The 19,224-nt window shown below is 68.7% G+C and carries 15 protein-coding genes; 9 read left to right on the forward strand and 6 right to left on the reverse strand.

Features of this window, described 5'->3' with window-relative positions; genetic code table 11:
• Positions 1 to 7: 7 nt before the first annotated feature.
• Positions 8 to 724: a glutathione binding-like protein gene (locus AC1Q5B_RS05585; protein ID WP_492630726.1), complete on the reverse strand. Its 717-nt coding sequence runs from the start codon at positions 722 to 724 to the stop codon at positions 8 to 10.
• 107 nt (positions 725 to 831) lie between these two features.
• Here AC1Q5B_RS05585 and AC1Q5B_RS05590 point away from each other — a divergent pair, with 107 nt between their 5' ends.
• From AC1Q5B_RS05590 to AC1Q5B_RS05605, 4 genes are all read left to right on the forward strand, one after another.
• The gene (locus AC1Q5B_RS05590; RefSeq protein WP_492630727.1) at positions 832 to 1,461 is read left to right on the forward strand and encodes a TIGR00645 family protein; all 630 of its coding nucleotides are present in this window, start codon (positions 832 to 834) and stop codon (positions 1,459 to 1,461) included.
• A 7-nt stretch (positions 1,462 to 1,468) separates the two neighbouring features.
• Positions 1,469 to 1,972: a GNAT family N-acetyltransferase gene (locus AC1Q5B_RS05595; RefSeq protein WP_492630728.1), complete on the forward strand. Its 504-nt coding sequence runs from the start codon at positions 1,469 to 1,471 to the stop codon at positions 1,970 to 1,972.
• Between the two features lie 49 nt (positions 1,973 to 2,021).
• Positions 2,022 to 4,223: a DNA helicase II gene (uvrD, locus tag AC1Q5B_RS05600; protein ID WP_492630729.1), complete on the forward strand. Its 2,202-nt coding sequence runs from the start codon at positions 2,022 to 2,024 to the stop codon at positions 4,221 to 4,223.
• Between the two features lie 80 nt (positions 4,224 to 4,303).
• On the forward strand, positions 4,304 to 4,750 hold the full coding sequence (locus AC1Q5B_RS05605) for a universal stress protein (RefSeq protein WP_492630730.1): 447 nt from the start codon (positions 4,304 to 4,306) through the stop codon (positions 4,748 to 4,750).
• Between the two features lie 10 nt (positions 4,751 to 4,760).
• On the opposite strand, the gene AC1Q5B_RS05610 is transcribed toward AC1Q5B_RS05605, so the two are convergent.
• The gene (locus tag AC1Q5B_RS05610; protein ID WP_492630731.1) at positions 4,761 to 5,069 is read right to left on the reverse strand and encodes a DUF2782 domain-containing protein; all 309 of its coding nucleotides are present in this window, start codon (positions 5,067 to 5,069) and stop codon (positions 4,761 to 4,763) included.
• A 98-nt stretch (positions 5,070 to 5,167) separates the two neighbouring features.
• On the opposite strand from AC1Q5B_RS05610, the gene polA reads away from it, so the two are divergent.
• A complete protein-coding gene (gene polA / locus AC1Q5B_RS05615) occupies positions 5,168 to 7,933 on the forward strand; it encodes a DNA polymerase I (RefSeq protein WP_492630732.1) in 2,766 nt (921 codons plus the stop codon).
• Between the two features lie 364 nt (positions 7,934 to 8,297).
• Positions 8,298 to 8,810 (forward strand): DUF421 domain-containing protein, encoded by a 513-nt coding sequence (locus AC1Q5B_RS05620; RefSeq protein WP_492630733.1) that lies wholly within the window; start codon positions 8,298 to 8,300, stop codon positions 8,808 to 8,810.
• Positions 8,811 to 8,866: 56 nt separating this feature from the next.
• On the opposite strand, the gene hemF is transcribed toward AC1Q5B_RS05620, so the two are convergent.
• Genes hemF through AC1Q5B_RS05635 form a run of 3 tightly spaced genes read right to left on the reverse strand, consistent with a single transcriptional unit; the run spans position 8,867 to position 12,747 of the window.
• Positions 8,867 to 9,796: an oxygen-dependent coproporphyrinogen oxidase gene (gene hemF / locus AC1Q5B_RS05625; protein WP_492630734.1), complete on the reverse strand. Its 930-nt coding sequence runs from the start codon at positions 9,794 to 9,796 to the stop codon at positions 8,867 to 8,869.
• Positions 9,797 to 9,806: 10 nt separating this feature from the next.
• The gene (locus tag AC1Q5B_RS05630; RefSeq protein ID WP_492630735.1) at positions 9,807 to 10,376 is read right to left on the reverse strand and encodes a hypothetical protein; all 570 of its coding nucleotides are present in this window, start codon (positions 10,374 to 10,376) and stop codon (positions 9,807 to 9,809) included.
• Positions 10,377 to 10,380: 4 nt separating this feature from the next.
• A complete protein-coding gene (locus AC1Q5B_RS05635; protein ID WP_492630951.1) occupies positions 10,381 to 12,747 on the reverse strand; it encodes a S9 family peptidase in 2,367 nt (788 codons plus the stop codon).
• Positions 12,748 to 12,908: 161 nt separating this feature from the next.
• On the opposite strand from AC1Q5B_RS05635, the gene AC1Q5B_RS05640 reads away from it, so the two are divergent.
• Positions 12,909 to 13,166, forward strand: a complete 258-nt coding sequence (locus tag AC1Q5B_RS05640) for a YcgL domain-containing protein (RefSeq protein ID WP_492630736.1) — start codon at positions 12,909 to 12,911, stop codon at positions 13,164 to 13,166.
• A complete protein-coding gene (locus tag AC1Q5B_RS05645) occupies positions 13,159 to 16,455 on the forward strand; it encodes an ankyrin repeat domain-containing protein (RefSeq protein ID WP_492630737.1) in 3,297 nt (1,098 codons plus the stop codon). The genes AC1Q5B_RS05640 and AC1Q5B_RS05645 overlap by 8 nt, the downstream gene beginning before the upstream one ends.
• Here AC1Q5B_RS05645 and AC1Q5B_RS05650 read toward each other — a convergent pair.
• The gene (locus tag AC1Q5B_RS05650; RefSeq protein WP_492630738.1) at positions 16,452 to 18,248 is read right to left on the reverse strand and encodes a monovalent cation:proton antiporter-2 (CPA2) family protein; all 1,797 of its coding nucleotides are present in this window, start codon (positions 18,246 to 18,248) and stop codon (positions 16,452 to 16,454) included. The genes AC1Q5B_RS05645 and AC1Q5B_RS05650 overlap by 4 nt on opposite strands.
• Positions 18,249 to 18,321: 73 nt before the next feature.
• On the opposite strand from AC1Q5B_RS05650, the gene AC1Q5B_RS05655 reads away from it, so the two are divergent.
• On the forward strand, positions 18,322 to 19,194 hold the full coding sequence (locus tag AC1Q5B_RS05655) for an energy transducer TonB (protein ID WP_492630739.1): 873 nt from the start codon (positions 18,322 to 18,324) through the stop codon (positions 19,192 to 19,194).
• Positions 19,195 to 19,224: the final 30 nt, after the last annotated feature.

The raw sequence follows: 19,224 nt of genomic DNA on the forward strand, positions 1-19,224 counted from the left end.
CGGTTCCTCATGCCTTGGGCGCGCCCTGGCCGAACAGGTGCTTCCGTTCCTCGTCGGTCAGCGGCTTGCCGGCATCCGGATTCACCTGCGTCTTCAGCGCGTACGCGCGCTGCACGGCTGGGCGCGCGCCGACGGCTTCCTGCCAGCGCTGCAGATGCGGATACGGCGACAGGTCCAGCGGTGCCTTGTCGTAGGCGTTGATCCACGGATGGATCGCCATGTCGGCGATGCTGTAGTCCTCGCCGGCGACGAAGGCGTGCTTCGCCAACTGCGTATCCAGCACGCCGAGCAGACGCTGCACCTCGCGGGTATAGCGGTCGATGGCGTACGGGATCTTCTCCGGCGCGTAGACGGCGAAGTGGCCGTACTGCCCGCTCATCGGGCCAAGCCCGGCCATCTGCCACATCAACCACTGGTTCACCGCCACCTTCTGGCGGGTATCGGTGCCGAAGAAGCGGCCGGTCTTGTTGGCCAGGTACAGCAGGATGGCGCCGGATTCGAACACGCTGATCGGCTCGCCACCGTCGGCCGGGGCGTGGTCGATGATCGCCGGCATCTTGTTGTTCGGCGAGAAGGCAAGGTACTCGGGCGTGAACTGGTCGCCCTTGCCGATGTTCACCGGCACGATGCGGTAGTCCAGCCTGGCGCCGGCCTCCGCCAGTTCTTCCAGCAGCAGGGTGATCTTGTGGCCGTTCGGGGTGGGCCAGTAGTAGAGGTCGATCATGACGGAGTCCGCGGATGGGGTGCCTCGGAGTCTAGCGGCCAGCGCCGACTTGGCAGCGTCAAATCCGGCCGGTACCCTGCGCCATCCTTGGAAATGACTGTTCCCCCATGACCGACCCGAAATCCACGCGCCTGGGACCGTTGCCCGCCCTGATCTTCAGCTCGCGCTGGCTGCAGTTGCCGTTGTACCTGGGCTTGATCGTGGCGCAGGGCGTGTACGTTGTCCTGTTCCTGAAGGAGCTGTGGCATCTGGTCCATGGCGCCACCAGCCTCAGCGAGCAGGACATCATGCTGCTGGTGCTGGGTCTGATCGACGTCGTCATGATCTCGAACCTGTTGATGATGGTCATCGTGGGGGGTTACGAGACCTTCGTATCGCGCATGGGCCTGGAGAAGCACCCCGACCAGCCCGAATGGCTGAGCCACGTCAATGCCAGCGTGCTGAAGGTGAAGCTGGCCATGGCGATCATCGGCATCTCGTCCATCCACCTGCTGAAAACCTTCATTGGCGCCAGCACGCTGGGAGGCTTGCCGCTCTGCGGCACGCCCGAGGCGTTCGCCGCCGTCGAGGCCGCCAAGGCGGCGGGATGGATGGCGAAGACCTGCAGCGATTTCACGTCGACCGGCGTGATGTGGCAGACGATCATCCATGCCATCTTCATTCTCTCGGCCATCGGCATTGCCTACACCGATCGGTTGATGAACAACGGAACGCCGGCCAAGCAGGCGGCGCACTGATCCGACGATGCAGGACGACGCTCTGGCGATCCGGGATGCGGACGACGGCGATATCGCCGCCATCGTCGCGCTGAACGAAGCCGAAGTCCGCCACACCAGCCCGATGGATGCGGACAGGCTGCGCCACCTGGCGTCCCTGTCCGCCTGCCACCGCGTGGCGACGCGGGACGACCGCGTGGTCGCCTTCCTGCTGGCGATGCGCGCCGGCGCGGATTACCGCAACGACAATTTCGCCTGGTTCGCGGACCGTTATCCCGACTTCCTCTATGTGGACCGCATTGTCGTGGACGCCGCCGTGCAGGGGCATCGGCTGGGCTCGCGGCTGTACGCCGACCTGTTCGCCTTCGCCCGCGAACGCGGCATTCCGCGCATCACCTGCGAGTTCAACGTGGTGCCGCCGAACGAGCCGTCGCGCCTGTTCCACGCCCGGCACGGCTTCGTCGAAGCCGGCCGTCAATGGCTCGACGAGGGACGAAAGCAGGTCTCGATGCAGGTCGCCGACCTGGCCTGAACGGCCTGCGTCTCAGGGCGTGGGCCGCCGCAGGCCGTAAAATGCGCGGATGGATGTTTCCCACCTGCTCGATGACCTGAATCCCGCCCAGCGCGACGCCGTCTCCGCCGAACCCGGGCATTACCTGGTCCTGGCCGGCGCCGGTTCCGGCAAGACCCGCGTCCTGACCCACCGCATCGCCTGGCTCAACGAGGTCCATGGCGTACCGACGCACGGCATCCTGGCCGTGACCTTCACCAACAAGGCCGCCAGCGAGATGCGCGCGCGCGCCGACGTGCAACTGCGCAACGGCAGCCGCGGCATGTGGATCGGCACCTTCCACGGCCTGGCGCACCGCCTGCTGCGGCTGCACTGGCAGGAAGCCAAGCTGCCCGAGACCTTCCAGGTGCTCGACAGCGACGACCAGCAGCGCTTGGTCAAGCGCGTGGTGCAGGCGATGGAACTGGACGAGGGCAAGTACCCGCCCAAGCAGCTCACGTGGTGGATCAACGAGCAGAAGGACGAAGGCCGCCGGCCCGAACACCTCCAGCCGGCGCCGAACGACGACTGGCTGGAGGTGCGCCGGCAGGTCTATGCCGGCTACCAGGAGCGCTGCGATCGTGCCGGCCTCGTCGACTTCGCCGAACTGCTGCTGCGCGCGCACGAATTGCTGCGCGATACGCCGGCATTGCTGGCGCACTACCGCACGCGCTTCCGCCAGATCCTGGTGGACGAGTTCCAGGACACCAACGCCATCCAGTACGCCTTCGTGCGCGTGCTGGCCGGCGATACCGGGCATGTCTTCGTGGTCGGCGACGACGACCAGAGCATCTACGGCTGGCGCGGCGCGAAGGTCGAGAACATGCAGCAGTTCCTGCGCGACTATCCGTCCGCGCGGACCATCCGGCTGGAGCAGAACTACCGCTCCAGTGCCAACATCCTGGGCGCCGCCAACGCGGTGATCGCGCACAACCCGGGCCGCATCGGCAAGCAGTTGTGGACCGATACCGGCGACGGCGAGCCGATCGATCTGTATGCGGCCTACAACGAGATGGACGAAGCGCGCTTCGTCGTCGAACGCATCCGCCAGTGGGTGCGCGAGGGCGGCAGTCTCGGCGATGCGGCCATCCTCTACCGCAGCAACGCGCAGTCGCGCGCCTTCGAAGAGGCCTTGCTGTCCGAGCAGGTGCCCTACCGCGTCTACGGCGGCATGCGCTTCTTCGAGCGTGCCGAAATCAAGGACGCGTTGGCCTACCTGCGGTTGATGGCCAACCGGGCCGACGACGCCGCGTTCGAGCGCGTGGTCAACACCCCGACACGGGGTATCGGCGAACGCACGCTCGACGAAGTGCGCCGGCTGGCGCGCGGCGCGCGCGTGTCGCTGTGGGGCGCGGCGATGCTGGCGGCACAGGGCAGCGAGCTGGCCGGGCGTGCACGCAACGCGCTGGCGGCGTTCGCCGCGCTGGTGGACCAGCTGGCCGAGGAAACCGCGGACATGACGCTCGCCGAGCGCATGGATCACGTGCTCGCCCGCTCCGGCCTGCGCGAGCACTGGGCGCGCGAAAGCCGCGGCGGACTGGATTCGGAATCCCGCACCGAGAACCTGGACGAACTGGTGTCGGTGGCCTCGCGTTTCGTACGCCGCGAAGACATCGCGGCCGAAGAAGACGGCCAGGAAGGCATGAGCGAACTGGTCGCCTTCCTGTCCTACGCGGCGCTGGAGGCCGGCGAGGGCCAGGTCGAAGCGGGCGAGGACGGCGTGCAGCTGATGACGCTGCATTCGGCCAAGGGCCTGGAGTTCCCGCTGGTGTTCCTGGCGGGGCTCGAAGAGGGCCTGTTCCCCAGCAACCGTTCGCTGGACGAAAGCGGACGACTGGAAGAGGAGCGGCGGCTCGCCTACGTGGGCATCACCCGTGCCCGCCAGAAGCTGGTGCTGAGCTACGCCGAGGCGCGTCGCCTGCACGGGCAGGACATGTACGGCATTCCCTCGCGCTTCCTGCGCGAAATCCCGGCCAACCTGCTCAACGAGGTGCGCCCGCGCGTACAGGTCAGCCGGCCGGCCTCCGGCTTCGCCACCCGCGCCATGCCCGGTCATGCCAGCCTGGAAACGCCGGGGCTCAAGCTCGGCCAGACGGTTACCCATGCCAAGTTCGGTCATGGCGTGGTGACGGATTACGAGGGCAGCGGCGCGCATGCGCGCGTGCAGGTCAACTTCGACAGCGAAGGCAGCAAGTGGCTGGTGCTGGCGTATGCGAACCTTCAGGCGGTGTAGGCGCCGCGATTGATCCAGATCACGGCGTCCTACGCCGGCAGCGCGTGTAATGACGCCATCCCATCAGCGCGAGGTGCGGCATGTATCGGCATATCCTGATCGCAACCGATGGCTCGGAACGGGCGGACAAAGGCGTGCAGCATGGCTTCGCGCTGGCCCGGCAGCTGCAGGCGAAGGCCACCGTGCTGACGGTGAGCGAACCCATCAATACCGGCTTCGACGATGCGCTGGGCTGGAGCGCGGTGGCGACCTCGCTGCCGGATTTCCAGAATGCGCGCGATGAAGCCGCGCGCAAGGTACTCGATGCCGCCACCCGGCAGGCGCAGGAGGCGGGCGTCACGCCACGGCTGTTGCACGTGGCAGACCGCTATGCCGCGGAGGCGATCGTCGACACCGCCGAACGCGAGGGCTGCGACCTGATCGTCATGGCCTCGCATGGCCGGCGCGCGCTGGGTCGGCTGCTGCTCGGCAGCCAGACCAGCGAGGTGCTGGCGCGCTGCGGCGTGCCGGTACTGGTGATCCGCTGAGCGCGGGATCTCACCAGCCGTAGAGCTTCCAGTACACCGGCGAGATGTCGCTGTTGTCCTTGCTCTTGTCCAGGCGGCCGTCGCCGTCAGAATCGTACAGGTAGTAGGGCGCGCCGCGCGCGGGCGTGACCTTGACCATGCGCAGGTTGCCGGCCACGCGGTATTCCTCGATCGTGTCGCCGTTCTTCTCGGTGCGCACCGCCACCTGGGCGTTGGCCAGGTCCACGCCGGCGGGATTGCCGCCTCCGCCGGTCGAGGCGCAACCGGCCATGGCCAGCAGGCAGGACAACGGCAGGGCAAGGGTCGTCATGCGGTTCATCGCGGCGTCCGGTCGGGGGAATGACGGTCCGATTATGCGCCGAATGCGGGCACGCGCGCGTGACGCCGCGCGCGGGGGCGGGGACGTAGAATGCGGGCATGAAACGACTCGTACTGATCGACGGCTCCAGCTATCTGTTCCGCGCGTTCCACGCGCTGCCCCCGCTGACCAACGCGCAGGGCGAGCCCACGGGCGCGTTGTTCGGCGTGGTCAACATGCTGCGTGCGACGTTGAAGGAGCGTCCCGACTACGTGGCCTTCGTGCTCGACGCCAGCGGCCCGACGTTCCGCGACGAACTCTATCCCGACTACAAGGCCAACCGGCCGCCGATGCCGGACGACCTGCGCGCGCAGGTCGAGCCGATGCGCCGCATCGTGCAGGCCCTGGGCTTCCCGCTGTTGTGCGTGGAAGGTGTGGAGGCGGACGATGTCATCGGCACGCTCGCGCTGCAGGGCGCGGCGCAGGGCATGGACGTCACCATCTCCACCAGCGACAAGGACTTCGCCCAGCTGGTGCGTCCGGGCGTGGCGCTGGTCAATACGATGAGTGGCAGCCGGCTGGATTCCACGGAGGCGGTGGTGGAGAAGTTCGGTGTGCGTCCGGACCAGATCGTCGACTTCCTCGCCCTGATGGGCGACGCCATCGACAACGTGCCCGGCGTGGAGAAGTGCGGGCCGAAGACCGCCGCCAAGTGGCTGGGTGAGTACGGCACGCTCGACGCGATCCTGGAGAAGGCGGGCGAAATCAAGGGCAAGATCGGCGACAACCTGCGCGCGGCGCTCCCGCGCCTGCCGCTGAACCGCACGCTGGTGACCATCAAGACCGATGTGGCGCTGGAAGGCGGCCCCGACACGCTGCCGCTGCGCGATCGCCATGTCGACGAACTGCGCGAACTGTACGCGCGCTACGGGTTCAACCAGGCGCTGAAGGAGCTCGACGGCGGCGCGATCGACGCCACTGCCGTCGCCGAAAAGGAGCCCGGTCGCGCGCGCGGCACGGGCCGGGTGGCCTCGGTCGCCACGGAGGAAGGCGAGGTAGACCCGGCGCTGAGCGTTGCGGGCGAATACGCCGCGGTTACGGAACCGGCGCAGCTCGACGCCCTGATCGCGCGCCTGCAGCAGGCCGACGAGTTCGCCTTCGATACCGAGACCGACAGCCTGGATCCGATGCAGGCCAACCTGGTCGGCCTGAGTTTCTCCACCGACCCTGGCCACGCCGTGTACGTGCCGGTCGGGCACGACTATCCCGGCGCGCCGCCGCAGCTCGACCGCGCCGCCGTGCTGGCGGCCCTCACGCCGGTGCTGGCCGATCCCGGCAAGCGGAAGCTGGGCCAGCACGGCAAGTACGACCTGCACGTGCTGCGCCGCCATGGCGTGGACGTCCAGGGCTATGCCGACGACACGATGCTGGAGAGCTTCGTGCTGAACTCCGGAAGCAACCGTCATGACATGGACAGCCTGGCCAAGCGCTTCCTCGGCTACGACACCGTCAAGTACGAAGCCGTGGCCGGCAAGGGCGCGAAGCAGATTCCGTTCTCGCAGGTGGCCGTCGACGACGCCACCCGCTACGCCGCGGAGGATGCGGACGTCACCCTGCGCCTGCATCGCGTGCTCGGTCCGAAGCTGGCGGCCGAGCCGGGTCTCGCACGCGTCTACCGCGACATCGAAATGCCGCTGGTGCCCGTGCTGGCGCGCATCGAAGCCAATGGCGTGATGATCGACGGCGACGAACTGCGGCGACAGAGCGCCGACCTGTCCAAGCGCATGCTGGCCGCGCAGCAGAAGGCGACCGAACTGGCGGGACGCACCTTCAACCTCGATTCGCCCAAGCAACTGCAGGCGTTGCTGTTCGATGAGCTGAAGCTGCCCGTGCTGGTCAAGACGCCGACAGGCCAGCCCAGCACCAACGAAGAGGCGCTGGAAGCCATCGCCGACCAGCATGAACTGCCCCGCGTGATCCTCGAGTACCGCGGGCTGGCGAAGCTGCGCAGCACCTACACCGACAAGCTGCCGGAGATGGTCAATCCGGAGACCGGCCGCGTGCACACCAGTTACCACCAGGCGGGTGCCGCGACCGGGCGGCTGTCGTCGACCGATCCGAACCTGCAGAACATCCCGATCCGCACCGACGACGGCCGCCGCATCCGCAAGGCGTTCGTCGCGCCGCCGGGCCGCAAGCTGGTCGCCTGCGACTACTCGCAGATCGAGCTGCGCATCATGGCGCACCTGTCGCAGGATCCCGGCCTGGTGCGTGCGTTCGAATCGGGCGCCGACATCCACAAGGCGACGGCGGCGGAAGTGTTCGGCAGGAAGCTGGAAGATGTCACCGGCAACGAGCGTCGCGCCGCGAAGGCGATCAACTTCGGTCTGATGTACGGCATGAGCGCGTTCGGTCTGGCGCGCCAGCTGGGCATTGCGCGTGGCGAGGCGCAGGACTACATCGCGCTGTACTTCAGCCGGTACCCGGGCGTACGCGACTACATGGAACGCACACGCCAGCAGGCGCGCGAGCATGGCTATGTCGAGACGGTGTTCGGTCGCCGGCTGTACCTGGAATACATCAACAAGGGCACGCAGGGACAGCGTGCCGGTGCCGAGCGCGCGGCGATCAACGCGCCGATGCAGGGCACGGCGGCCGACATCATCAAGCGCGCGATGATCGGCGTGGACGCATGGCTGGCCGATCACCGCCAGCAGGCCCTGATGATCCTGCAGGTGCATGACGAACTGGTGTTCGAAGCCGACGCCGATTTCGTGCCCACGTTGCTGGAAGAGGCGACGGCCCGGATGGCCGCAGCGGCGCAACTGAGCGTCCCGCTGATGGTCGACAGCGGGGTCGGCGACAACTGGGAAGAGGCCCATTAGCAAGCCCTGAAAACGGTTTCCCTTCCGGAACATGGACTTGCGCAGGCTTCAGGGAAATCCCGTCAGGTATATTTGTATACCGACGAGTTCAATAAAATGAATTCCTCCTGAATCTTACGGTTTTTTAACCGGAATCTTCACGAACCATCCATGTGCCGAGTGGTCATATAGCCCGTGACAGATGCAACGTCTGTCACTGATCTCTCCCATCCCCTGGAGCGATCTCCCCCGGAGCGACGACCCCTCCCCAGGTCCCGCTCCCCTGGCCCCGCCGATCTCCCCCTGGTCTGCGGGGCTTTTTATTGCCTGTCGTTTGCCCCGGCGCCTGCGCTACCTTGCGCGCAGTCCTTCCGCCGGGTGACGCATGAACGCGACGTTTGCCGAGATGTTCGAACTGGCCATGCCCTGGTGGGGCTTCGTGCTGCGGGCCTGCGTGGTGTACTTCATCCTGCTGGCGATGATCCGCATGTCGGGCAAGCGCACCATGGGCCAGTTCACGCCGTTCGACATGCTGTTGGTCGTCCTGCTGGGCAATGCCGTGCAGAACGCGCTGCTCGGCGAGGACACGTCGGTGGGCGGCGGCCTGCTGCTCGCGGCGACACTGATCGCGCTGAACTGGATCGTCGGGCTGGTGTCCGCCCGTTCGCCGAAGGTGGAGCGCTGGGTGGAAGGGTCACCGGTGCTGCTGGCGCGCGAGGGCCAGGTCTACCGCGACGTGCTGCGGCGCGAGCTGATCAGCCGCGAGGACTTCGAGAAGGCGATGCGCGAAGCGGGGTGCCTGGACATGGCCGATATCCGGCTGGCCGTGCTGGAGAACAACGGGCATATCACGGTGGTGCCACGACCGCCGGAGAGCCCCGGTGCGGGAGCGGCGTAAGTGATCGCGACTCCGGCGCTCCTCCGCGACTTACATCGCTCCCGTACGCGCATCGCTCAGGCCGATTCGCCCAGCCAATCGCGCGGGCGCAGGTAGTCCGCCAGGCGTTGTTCATCGCTGCCGTCCTCCGGCGCGTAGCCGTATTCCCAGCGCACCAGCGGCGGCAGGCTCATCAGGATGGACTCCGCGCGTCCGCCGCTCTGCAGGCCGAAGAGCGTGCCGCGGTCGTAGACGAGGTTGAACTCGACATAGCGCCCGCGACGATAGAGCTGGAACTGCCGCTCGCGTTCGCCGTAGGGCATGTCCTTGCGCCGATCCACGATCGGCAGGTACGCGTCCAGGAAGCCGTCGCCGACGGCTTGCAGGTAGGAGAAGTCCCGATCGAAGTCCTCGCTCAGGTCGTCGAAGAACAGGCCGCCCACGCCGCGGGTTTCGTTGCGGTGCTTCAGGAAGAAATACTCGTCGCACCAGCGCTTGTGCGCGTCGTAGCGCGCCTGGCCGCCGAACGGTTCGCACAGGTCGCGCGCAGTCCGGTGCCAGTGGCGGACGTCTTCGTCGACCGGGTAGAACGGCGTCAGGTCGAAACCGCCGCCGAACCACCACGCGACGGTCTCGCCATCGCGCTCGGCGCGGAAGTGCCGCACGTTGGCATGCGTCGTCGGCAGATGCGGGTTGAGGGGATGGAACACCAGCGACACGCCGACCGCGCGCCACGAGGCGCCCGCGAGTTCGGGTCGATGCGCGGAGGCGGACGGCGGCAGCCGATCGCCGGAGACGTCCGAAAAGCCGATGCCGGCCTGCTCGAACACCGAGCCGTCGCGCAGGATCCGCGTACGACCGCCGCCACGGATCGGCGAGGCATCGCCGGGCGGTCGCGACCACGCATCCTCGCGGAAGCGCGCACGGCCATCCGCTGCCTCGATGGCGGCGCAGATGCGGTCCTGCAGGTCGGTCAGATAATCGCGGACGGGCGTGATGTCGTTCATGCCGCACATTCTACCGGGGCGGTCGGACCGTCCCGAATTCCGCCCGCACGGCGGGTCGACAGAACTGCCAGACCACCAGGCCATGCAGGACGGCGAACACGAGCGCGCTGACCCACAGCGTGGCCAGCGTCAGCATGCGCATCGCGGCGAGTTCCGTCTGCATCTGCGCAAGTCCCGGCTGGTGGGGCAGGGCCTGAATCCAGGAGAACGTAGCGTCGATGACCGCGATGCCAGCGAAGTTGACGGCTGCCCCCACGACCATGAAGAACACAAAGCCCCACCAACCCCAGGCCTGCCGGCGCAACAGTCCCACCGAGACGGCCAGGAACGCGACGCTGACCAGCAGGAACCCGACGGCGATCGACATCAGGTGCGTGAGCACCCACACCACCGGCGCGGGCACCGACCGCGTTGTCAGGAAGCCCATAACCGCGTCGGTCTCCACCTGTCCCAGCAGGATCAGCGCCGCGACGACCTGCGCTGCGGCGTACATCGTGGCGACGATACCGATCGTGATCGACACCTTCGCCGTGACAGTGACGAAGGCCGAACCGGTGGCGCTGGCTGGAGCGCGCGACATCGTCTTACTTCAGGTTCTGCTCGAACAGCTTGAGCACGCGCTTGTACTCGTCCAGCCACGAATCCGACCGCGTGAAGCCGTGGCGTTCGAGCGGATACGCCGCCAGCTCCCAGTTGTCCTTGCGGAGTTCGATCAGCTTCTGCGTCAGCACCACCGAGTCCTTGAAGAACACGTTGTCGTCGATCATGCCGTGCGCGATCAGCAGATGGTCCTGCAGGCCGGCGGCGTACTCGATGGGCGACGAGGCCCGGTAGGCCTCCGGATCCAGTTCGGGCGTATTGAGGATGTTGCTGGTGTACTCGTGGTTGTACTGCGTCCAGTCCACCACCGGGCGCAGCGCGGCACCGGCCTTGAACTTGCCGGGTTCGCGGAACAGCGCCATGAAGGTCATGAAGCCGCCGTAGCTGCCGCCGTAGATGCCGGCGCGGTCGCGGTCGCCCTGCTTCTGCTCGACCAGCCAGTCCAGGCCGTCCAGGTAGTCCTCGAGTTCCGGATGACCCATGTTGCGGTAGATCGCCGTGCGCCAGTCGCGGCCGTAGCCTTCGCTGGCGCGGTAGTCCAGGTCGAGCACGATGTAGCCGCGCTCCACCAGCAGGTGGTGGAACATCTGCTCGCGGAAGTAGTTGGGATAGCGCGCGGTGACGTTCTGCAGGTAGCCCGCGCCGTGCACGAACATCACGATGGGATAGCGCTTGCCGGGCTCCATCGTCTTCGGGCCGTAGTACTTGCCCCACACCACGCCGGCGCCGTGCTTCGACGGCACCTGCACGTACTGCGGTTCGATCCACGCGCGTGCCTTGAAGGCGGCCGTGCGGGTGTCCGTCAGCGGCGTGGCCTGGCCGCCATCGATGCCGACCACCGACAGCTGCGCCGGCGTATAGCTGCGCGAGTGGCGGACCAGGAGCTGGCGTCCGTCCGGCGACGCGCTGAAGCTTTCCACGCCGTCCAACGCGGTGACTTCACGCAGCTGGTTGCTGGCCAGGTCGAGGCGGCAGACTTCGTAGTCGCCTGGCCAGTCGCGGTTGCACAGGAACAGGAAGCCGTTGCCATCCGGTGTGATCTCCGGCTCGGAGACCTCCCACTTGCCCGTCGTGCGTGCACGGAACTTCTCCGTGCCGGTCGCGGTGTAGAGATGCGAGTAACCCGACTCTTCCGACAGCAGCCACAGCGTGCGATTGTCGGGCAGCCAGCCGAATTCGTTGAAGCCCCAGTTGATCCACGCGTCGTCGGTCAGGCGATGGCGGGGCTGCAGGCGCGCACCCGCCAGGTCGATCGTGGCGATCCAGCGATCCTTGTTGTCCACCGCATGGATTTGCACGGCGACCTGCGCGCCATCGTTCGTCCAGGCCACCGCATCGCCACCGCGGCCGCCTTCCACCCGCACGTCGCGATGTCCCTTCAGCGGCTCCTTGCCGGCGGTCTTGCGCAACGAGGCGAGCGGATCCTTGTCGATGCCGGGCAGCGGGTCGAACGCGAGCGGCTTCACGCTGCCGTCGGCCAGGTCGACGCGCCACAGCGCGTGCGGCAACGGCGCATTGCGACCAACGCGCGTGCGCACGTCCTGGAATTCCTCGTAACCGGATTCGGTGACGTACATCGGCATCTTGCCGCCCTGTCCGGCATCGGCGCCCTTCTTGCGCGTCACCACCAGCAGCCAGCGGCCATTCGGCGACAACGAGCTGGACTCGATCTCCACCTCGCTGCCCAGGTAGATCGGAGCGGGCGCGCGGGTGGGATCCGCCTTGCGCCAGGCCTGTGCCTGCTTCTGCGCGGCTTCCCGCTGGGCGCGGTCGTCGGCGAGCGTGCGGAGCGTGCGCAGCTGCTGTTCGCGCAGGGCGTCGGCCTTCGGCGGCGCCAGCGGATCGCGTTCGGCCCTGAGTTCGGCGACCGTCGACGTGCCGGTGCCCGCCGTCCAGCGGTACCACGTGGCGCCGGTACGCCAGATCACCGCGCCATCCTGTGCGAAGCGCGCCTGCTGCTCCGCCTCGTTGGTGCGGGTGATCTGGGTCAGCGCTCCACTGCGCAGGTCGCGCACGAACAGGTCGCCGTTGCGCGACAGCAGCATGCGCTGGCGATGGGCGTCGTAGACCGGATCCGCCGCGTCCAGGCCCGCGCGCTGGTCGTCGCCGACGCGGCGCGCGGCATGGCCGTCCAGATCCTGCTCGAAGGTGTCGCGCACGACGCTGGCGTCGCGCTTGAGTTCGTACTGCACCTGCTTGCCGTCCCAGGTCCACCACGCGCGTTCGACCGGCGGGCCGATCCAGTCCGGCTCCGCCATCGCCTGTTCGATCGTGAGCGGCGCGGATGTCTGGGCGTGCGCTGAAGGCGCAAGGGCAAGCGGCAGGAGCAGGGCGAGCAGGGCGGGGCGCATAGGCATCCGTTATTGCGAGGTGAAGACGCCAAGAGTACCAGTCCGGCCATGGCGTTCCGGCAGCCGATGGTCATGCCGGGCGTGAACGCGTGCGGGTTTCGCGCATGGGGCATTTCACGCACAATCCCCGCTTGTCCACACGCGGGGCGCGATACGCGCGGATGCAAGCCTACGTCTACAAAAGCCAGCGCAAGGCCGACACCTTCGTCTACCTGGCGAAGCGCGACGATTTCTCCCTCGTGCCGGAACCGCTGCGCTCCCAGTTGGGCGATCTGTCGTTCGTGCTGGAAGTGGCCCTGACCCCGGATCGCACCCTGGCGCGCGAGGACGCCGACGTCGTCCGCGGGAACCTGTCGGCGCGCGGCTTCCATATCCAGTTTCCGCCACAGCCCGATCTGCGCGTCCGTACCGATGCCTGAGTCGCGTCTGCAGACCCGTCCTGCCGCCGTGGGCGCCTTGCTGGCGGGCCTGCTGCTGGCCGGCGTTGGCGGCTGGGCCGGCGGCGTGGTCGCCGCGATCGCCGCCTGCGTGGCGCAGCCGGTGATCGCACTGGGCGTGTCCTGGTTGCGCGGCACGCGCGTGCTGGCGCCCGCCCGCGCGTGGCGCGAGGATCTGCCTGCCCTGCTGCTGGCGTGGGCGGTCGCGTTCGCCGGCAGCGCCGCCCTGCTCGCCTGGCCGCTGGCCTCGCTGCACGACAGCGGCAGCCTGCCCGCCGCGCTGGGTGTCAGTGCGGTGGTGGGCGCGGTGATCGTGGGATTGTGGCGGACCTGGCCGCTCTGGCATGGGCTGGAACGCGATGGCGGCGCGCTCGCCGCGCACTGGCGCGGACTCGTCGAGCGCGACTTCCATGCCTGGCGCGGTCTGGCCGTGGCGACGCTGCTGGCGCTCGCCGTCGGCGGCGGGCTGTGCCTGGCCTGGCCCGGGCTGGTGCCGGACGCGGCGCGGGCCGGCGCCGCGGTGGCTTACGCACTGCTGCTGCCGGTACTGCACTGGGGCGTCCAGCGCCTGGACGGCGCCGGCGTATTGCCGGTGGTCGAGATGCCGGACAGCGAAGGCGATGATGTCGCCACTGCGCATGGCGAGGAATATCCGGCGCAGATCGTGGATCTGGAGCAGGCGCTGTTCGACGCGGCGCGCAGTGGTCGCGTGGACCGTGCACTGGAGCTGATCGAAGCCGGCGCGGACGCGCACGCCCTGCCTGCCGAGGGCGCGCGCGACCAGCGCAGCCTGGGCGCGCTGGCGGCCGTGTTGCCCGACCTGCGCCTGCTGCGCACGCTGATCGCGCACGGGGTCGATCTCAACCATGCGCATGCCGGCGTCACGCCGCTGCTCGCCGCGACGCGCGACAGCTGGCACGGCCGGCCCGATGCCGTCACCACGCTGCTGGCCAATGGCGCCGATCCGCGCATCACGGATGCCGATGGCAACACGCCGCTTCACCACGCCGCCCGCAGCTCCGATCCCGGCGTGGTCGCGCTGCTGCGCGATGCCGCGGCGGAACTGGACGCGCTGAACCACGACGGCCTGACCCCGCTGGGCGTCGCCTGTGTGGCCGGCAACTGGCGGCTGGCGAAGTTCCTGCTCGAGCGCGGCGCGCGGCCCGATCCGCAGGGCGGGCAGCCGGTACTGCTGGCGGCCGCGTCGACGGAAGAAGACGATCCCGCCGGCGTCCAGCTGCTGCTCAAGCACAAGGCCAAGGTCGATGCACGCGACGCGCAGCGCCGCAGTGCGCTGCACGAGGCCGCGTTCGCCGGCCACGCGGAGATCGCCACCACCCTGCTGTCCGCCGGCGCCGACGTGCATGCGCGCGACGCCCAGCAACGCACGCCGTGGCTGGAGGCGGCGCGCGGCGCGCACCTGTCCGTGCTGGAGAAACTGGCCGATGCCGGTGCCGACCGTCATGCGGTGGATGCCGAGCGCCGCAGTGCGCTCGGGCTGGCCTGTACGGCGGAGCACGCGTCGCCCGCGCTGGTGCGCCGGCTGCTGGACTGGGGCGTGGATCCCGCCCTGGCCGACGCGCAGGACCGCCGTGCGGTCGACGTGGCCGCGGAAGCCGGGCGCTGGGCGCTGGTCTCCGCCCTCGATCCCGGTTACGCGCTGCCGACGGCCGTGGCGGCGGCGGACGACGAGACCCCGCCCGACCGCGCGCCCGTCGCACTGCTGCGCGACGGATTGGCCAGCGGACAGTTCGACGGGCTGGATGCGCTCGCGCGCCTGAGCTCGCGCGAGGAACTCGGTGCGCTGCTGCACGACACCGACATGCATCGTCCGGCGCGGTTGTCGTGGTTGCTGCGCCACGGGGCCGACGCGGAGAGCCGCAATGCGGCCGGCGACACCCTGCTGTTCGCCCTGCTCGCGCAGGGCCCGGCCGGACAGCCGGCCCTGGCGACCCTGCTGGCGCGCGGCGTCGCCCCGGCGGGCGCGGGCGGGCTGGCGCGTTTCATGGCCGCCTGTGCGGCGGACGACCAAGCCGCGCGCGCGCTGGAATCCTGCGCGCTGGACCTGCTGGAGCGAGGCGCCGATCCGTTCGCATCCTCGCCGCAAGGCGATCCGGCATTGTCGCTGGCGGTCCGGCTGGGATGGCAGCGCGTGCTCGACCGCCTGCTCGACATCGGCGTGGACCGCGAAGCGCGCGACAGTCATGGCATGACGGCGCTGCACCTGGCGGCGGTGCTCGGTCGCGAGACGGCGCTGAAGCAGCTGATCGCGAAAGGCGCCTCGCCCGACGCGCGCGCCGCCGACGGCCAGACGCCGCTGGGCGTGGCGCTGGCCTGCGGCCGGCGCGACCTCGCCGACTGGCTCGACTGGCGCATCTGGTCGCTGCCGCGCCGCGCGCTGCGTCCGGCCGATCTGCCGGCGGCGGCCATGGCCGGCGATCGCGATGCGGTGCGCCGGCTGCTGGATCTCGGCTTCGATGTCGATTCCCCCGATGCCCAGGGTTGCACGGCCCTGCTGCGCGCGGCGGGTGGCGGCTCCGCCACCACCGTCGAACTGTTGCTGGCGCGCGGCGCCGATCCGCAGCGCGCGGCCAACACCGGCGCCACGCCGCTGTCGGCGGCGGTGAGCATGCGCCAGGTCGAGATCGTCGGCGCCCTGCTCGCCGCAGGTGCGGACATCGAACATCGCCTGCCCGGAGGCGTCACCGTGCTGATGCTGGCGGCTGCGCTCGGCCTGCCCGAGATCGCCGCACGGCTGATCACCGCGGGCGCCAACGTGCATGCCGGCGATGCGCAGGGACTCACGCCGTTGCACTGCGCCGCGCTCTACGGATTCACTGCCCGCGAGAAGCCGCGGCTGGTGGCGTTGCTCGACACGCTGTTGCTGTCCGGTGCGGAATCCGAGCAGGTCGCCGCCGGTGCGGTGACGCCGGTCCTGCTGCTGCTCGGCGCACGCGCCGAGCCGGGCACCGCCTGCGACGAGGACGTCGTGCTGGCGGGCCTGGAGCGTCTGCTCGACGAAGGCGTTTCGCTGGACGTGCAGGATCCGCGCGGCTTCGGTCCGCTGCACCTGGCGGCGCTGCACGGCCTGCTGCGCGTGGTCAGCCGGCTGCTGCGGGCGGGTGCGGATCCGGAGCTGCGCGATACGCTCAACCGCACGCCGCGCGAGATCGCGGTGATGCGCGGCTTCATCGACGTGGCGGCGGAATTCGTGCCCGCCACGCCGGGTGCCGGTGCCTCGATGGCGCGCTTCCTGCGCGACCGCGGTTAACGCGCCGGCGGCACGTCCTCGCCGGTCGCGTCGGCTTCGAACAGTTTTTCCAGGTCGCTGACGGCGGCGCGTGCGGTCTGGATGACCGCGCCATCGTCGTCGTACACCAGGTACTGCGCACGCAACAGCTTCTCGTCGTGCTGGCGGAAGCGTCGGGTGTGTTCCGCCGCGGTTTCCGGGGGCAGGCCGAGTTCCACGAGTACCTGTTGCGCCATCTCCAGGCTCGAGCCCAGCGTCTCGCGATAGGCCTCCGCACTCAGGTCCATCAGCCGCCACGCATGCTGGCGGTTGCGCGCGCGCGCCAGCACGCGCGCCTCCGGATACATGCGGCGGATCAGGCGCGTCGCCTTGATGTTGGTGTCGGGATCGTCCATCGCGATCACGAACACCTTCACATGCTGCGCGCCGGCCGATCGCAGCAGGTCCGGTCGCGTCGGGTCGCCGTAGTACAACCGGATGTTGCCGAACCGCCGCAGCGTGTCGACGGTGTCCGGGCTGTGCTCCAGCGCGACGAAGGAAATGCGCTGCGCGGTAAGCAGGCGCGCGACGATCTGGCCGAACCGGCCCATGCCGGCGATCAGCACCTGCGGTTGCTCGTCCGGGATATCGTCGAACGCGCGCGGCGCCACGGCAGGCGTGTGCTTCACGTCCGCCAGCAGGCGGTGCAGGCCCAGCAGCAGCAACGGCGTCAGCGCCATCGACACGCCGACGATGGCGCTCAACTGGTTGCGCAGTTCGGCGTCCATCAGGTTGACGCGTGCGGCTTCGCTGAAGACGACGAAGGCGAATTCGCCGCCCAGCCACAACGTCCCCGCCAGCATCAGCGCGCCGCGCGGATCCAGTCGCCCCGGCCAGCGACCGATGCCGAACAGCAGCGCGAACTTCACCGCCAGCAACGCCGCGACGCCCGTCGCGACCAGTTCCGGCGCCTTCACCACCGCATCCAGATCGATGTCCATGCCGACGGCGATGAAGAACAGGCCCAGCAGCAGGCCCTTGAACGGATCGATCTGGGATTCCAGTTCGTGGCGGAACTCCGAGTCGGACAGCAGCACGCCGGCCAGGAACGCACCGAGACCGGCGCTCAGTCCCGCCAGTTGCATGAACCAGGCGATGCCCAGCACCACCAGCAGCGCAGTGGCGGTGAACACCTCCGGCATGCGCGTGCGCGCCACGATGCGGAACAGTTGCCGCAGCACCAGCCGGCCACCGAGGATCACGATCGCGATGGCGCCGACGGCATGCAGCACCATCGTCCAGGTCAGCGTTTCGTTCTTGGCACCGCCGAGCAGCGGGATGGCGGCGAGCAACGGAATCGCCACCAGATCCTGGAACAGCAGGATCGCGAAGCCGAGCCGGCCGTGCTCGCTGGTCAGCTCCTTGTGCTCGGACAGGAGCTGCAGGCTGACGGCGGTGGACGACAACGCCAGTCCCAGGCCGATCACCAGCGCGGTCTTCCAATGGTGATCGAACGCCAGTGCGATCCCGCCCAGCGCCAGCGCACTCAACAGCACCTGCAGGCCGCCGGCGCCGAACACGGGCTTGCGCATCACCCGCAATCGCGATGGCGACAGTTCCAGGCCGATGACGAACAGCATCATCACCACGCCGATCTCGGCCGCATTGAGGATGCGGTCCGCGTCCCGCACCAGCGCCAGCCCGTCCGGCCCCAGCACCACGCCGGCCACCAGATAGGCCAGCACCGCGCCCAACCCGAAGCGCTTGAACACCGGCACCGCGATCACCGCGGCCAGCAGGAACACCAGCGCCAACTCCAGACCACTACCGTGCATGCATCACCTCGTGGCGATAGTATGCGGGCGACGCGCCCGGCATGGGCCGCTTCCATGGAAAAGGGAGAGCGTGATGAAGCAGGGAATCGTATGGCGTGCGCTGGCCTTGCTGGCCGCCCTGGTCGTGACGCAAGGCGCGGGTGCGCAGGGGCCAGGGGCCGTCCGCAAGCAGACCGAGGCGAGCCTCCGGGTGACCGGAACCATCCATATCGCCACCGATGGCGGCGTCGAGAAGGTGGTGCTGGATGAGCGGGACAAACTGCCCAAGGGCATCGCGGACTTTGTCGACCGCAATGTCATGGCCTGGCAGTTCGAGCCGACGTTGGTCGATGGTGTCGCACGACGGGCGGTGACGCAGATGAGCGCGCGGCTGGTCGGCACGTCGATCGGCGATGGCCAGATGCGCGTGTCAATCCGGGGTGCGGATTTCAGCGACGGCAAGGCGGTACCCGCCAACGAACAGGTCAGCGGCAACGTAATGACCCCGCCACGCTACCCGGTCGGTCCTGCGCAAAGTGGTGCGCAAGGCATCGCGTACCTGCTGGTCCGGGTAGAGCGTGACGGCACCGTGGGCGACGTGGCCACCGAGCAGGTCAACCTGCGCATCATCGGCAGCGAGGAGCAGATGTCGCATTACCGCCAGCGGTTCGCGGATGCGGCGATGCAGGCAGCACGCAAGTGGACGTTCGTCCCGCCCACCGCTGGCGAGCAGGCGGGCCAGCCTCACTGGCTGGTGCGTGTTCCCGTGGACTTCTCGTTCCAGGGCAGTGAGCGGCTGCGCTATGGAAAATGGGAGGTTTACATTCCAGGACCGCGTACGCGCCCGGCCTGGGCGCCGGACGAAGACCGTCCCGGCTTCTCCCCGGATACGCTGGCCGAAGGCGGCATACACCTGGCCGGTGCGAGCAGCGGCCCGAAGCTGTTGACGCCGCTGGACGGTGTCTGACGTATGCGCCTCTTTCGTACACACCACACA

This window comes from Pseudoxanthomonas sp. GW835-FHT14C01 (genome assembly GCF_058793715.1).

Excerpts from the sequence above, each read along its gene's own strand:
- AC1Q5B_RS05620 (WP_492630733.1), top strand. The coding sequence starts at position 8,298 with ATGAACGCGACGTTTGCCGAGATGTTCGAACTGGCCATGCCCTGGTGG.
- AC1Q5B_RS05645 (WP_492630737.1), top strand. The coding sequence starts at position 13,159 with ATGCCTGAGTCGCGTCTGCAGACCCGTCCTGCCGCCGTGGGCGCCTTG.
- AC1Q5B_RS05640 (WP_492630736.1), top strand. The coding sequence starts at position 12,909 with ATGCAAGCCTACGTCTACAAAAGCCAGCGCAAGGCCGACACCTTCGTC.
- AC1Q5B_RS05610 (WP_492630731.1), bottom strand. The coding sequence starts at position 5,069 with ATGAACCGCATGACGACCCTTGCCCTGCCGTTGTCCTGCCTGCTGGCC.
- AC1Q5B_RS05655 (WP_492630739.1), top strand. The coding sequence starts at position 18,322 with ATGAAGCAGGGAATCGTATGGCGTGCGCTGGCCTTGCTGGCCGCCCTG.
- hemF (WP_492630734.1), bottom strand. The coding sequence starts at position 9,796 with ATGAACGACATCACGCCCGTCCGCGATTATCTGACCGACCTGCAGGAC.
- polA (WP_492630732.1), top strand. The coding sequence starts at position 5,168 with ATGAAACGACTCGTACTGATCGACGGCTCCAGCTATCTGTTCCGCGCG.
- AC1Q5B_RS05585 (WP_492630726.1), bottom strand. The coding sequence starts at position 724 with ATGATCGACCTCTACTACTGGCCCACCCCGAACGGCCACAAGATCACC.
- AC1Q5B_RS05650 (WP_492630738.1), bottom strand. The coding sequence starts at position 18,248 with ATGCACGGTAGTGGTCTGGAGTTGGCGCTGGTGTTCCTGCTGGCCGCG.
- uvrD (WP_492630729.1), top strand. The coding sequence starts at position 2,022 with ATGGATGTTTCCCACCTGCTCGATGACCTGAATCCCGCCCAGCGCGAC.
- AC1Q5B_RS05605 (WP_492630730.1), top strand. The coding sequence starts at position 4,304 with ATGTATCGGCATATCCTGATCGCAACCGATGGCTCGGAACGGGCGGAC.
- AC1Q5B_RS05590 (WP_492630727.1), top strand. The coding sequence starts at position 832 with ATGACCGACCCGAAATCCACGCGCCTGGGACCGTTGCCCGCCCTGATC.
- AC1Q5B_RS05595 (WP_492630728.1), top strand. The coding sequence starts at position 1,469 with ATGCAGGACGACGCTCTGGCGATCCGGGATGCGGACGACGGCGATATC.
- AC1Q5B_RS05635 (WP_492630951.1), bottom strand. The coding sequence starts at position 12,747 with ATGCGCCCCGCCCTGCTCGCCCTGCTCCTGCCGCTTGCCCTTGCGCCT.
- AC1Q5B_RS05630 (WP_492630735.1), bottom strand. The coding sequence starts at position 10,376 with ATGTCGCGCGCTCCAGCCAGCGCCACCGGTTCGGCCTTCGTCACTGTC.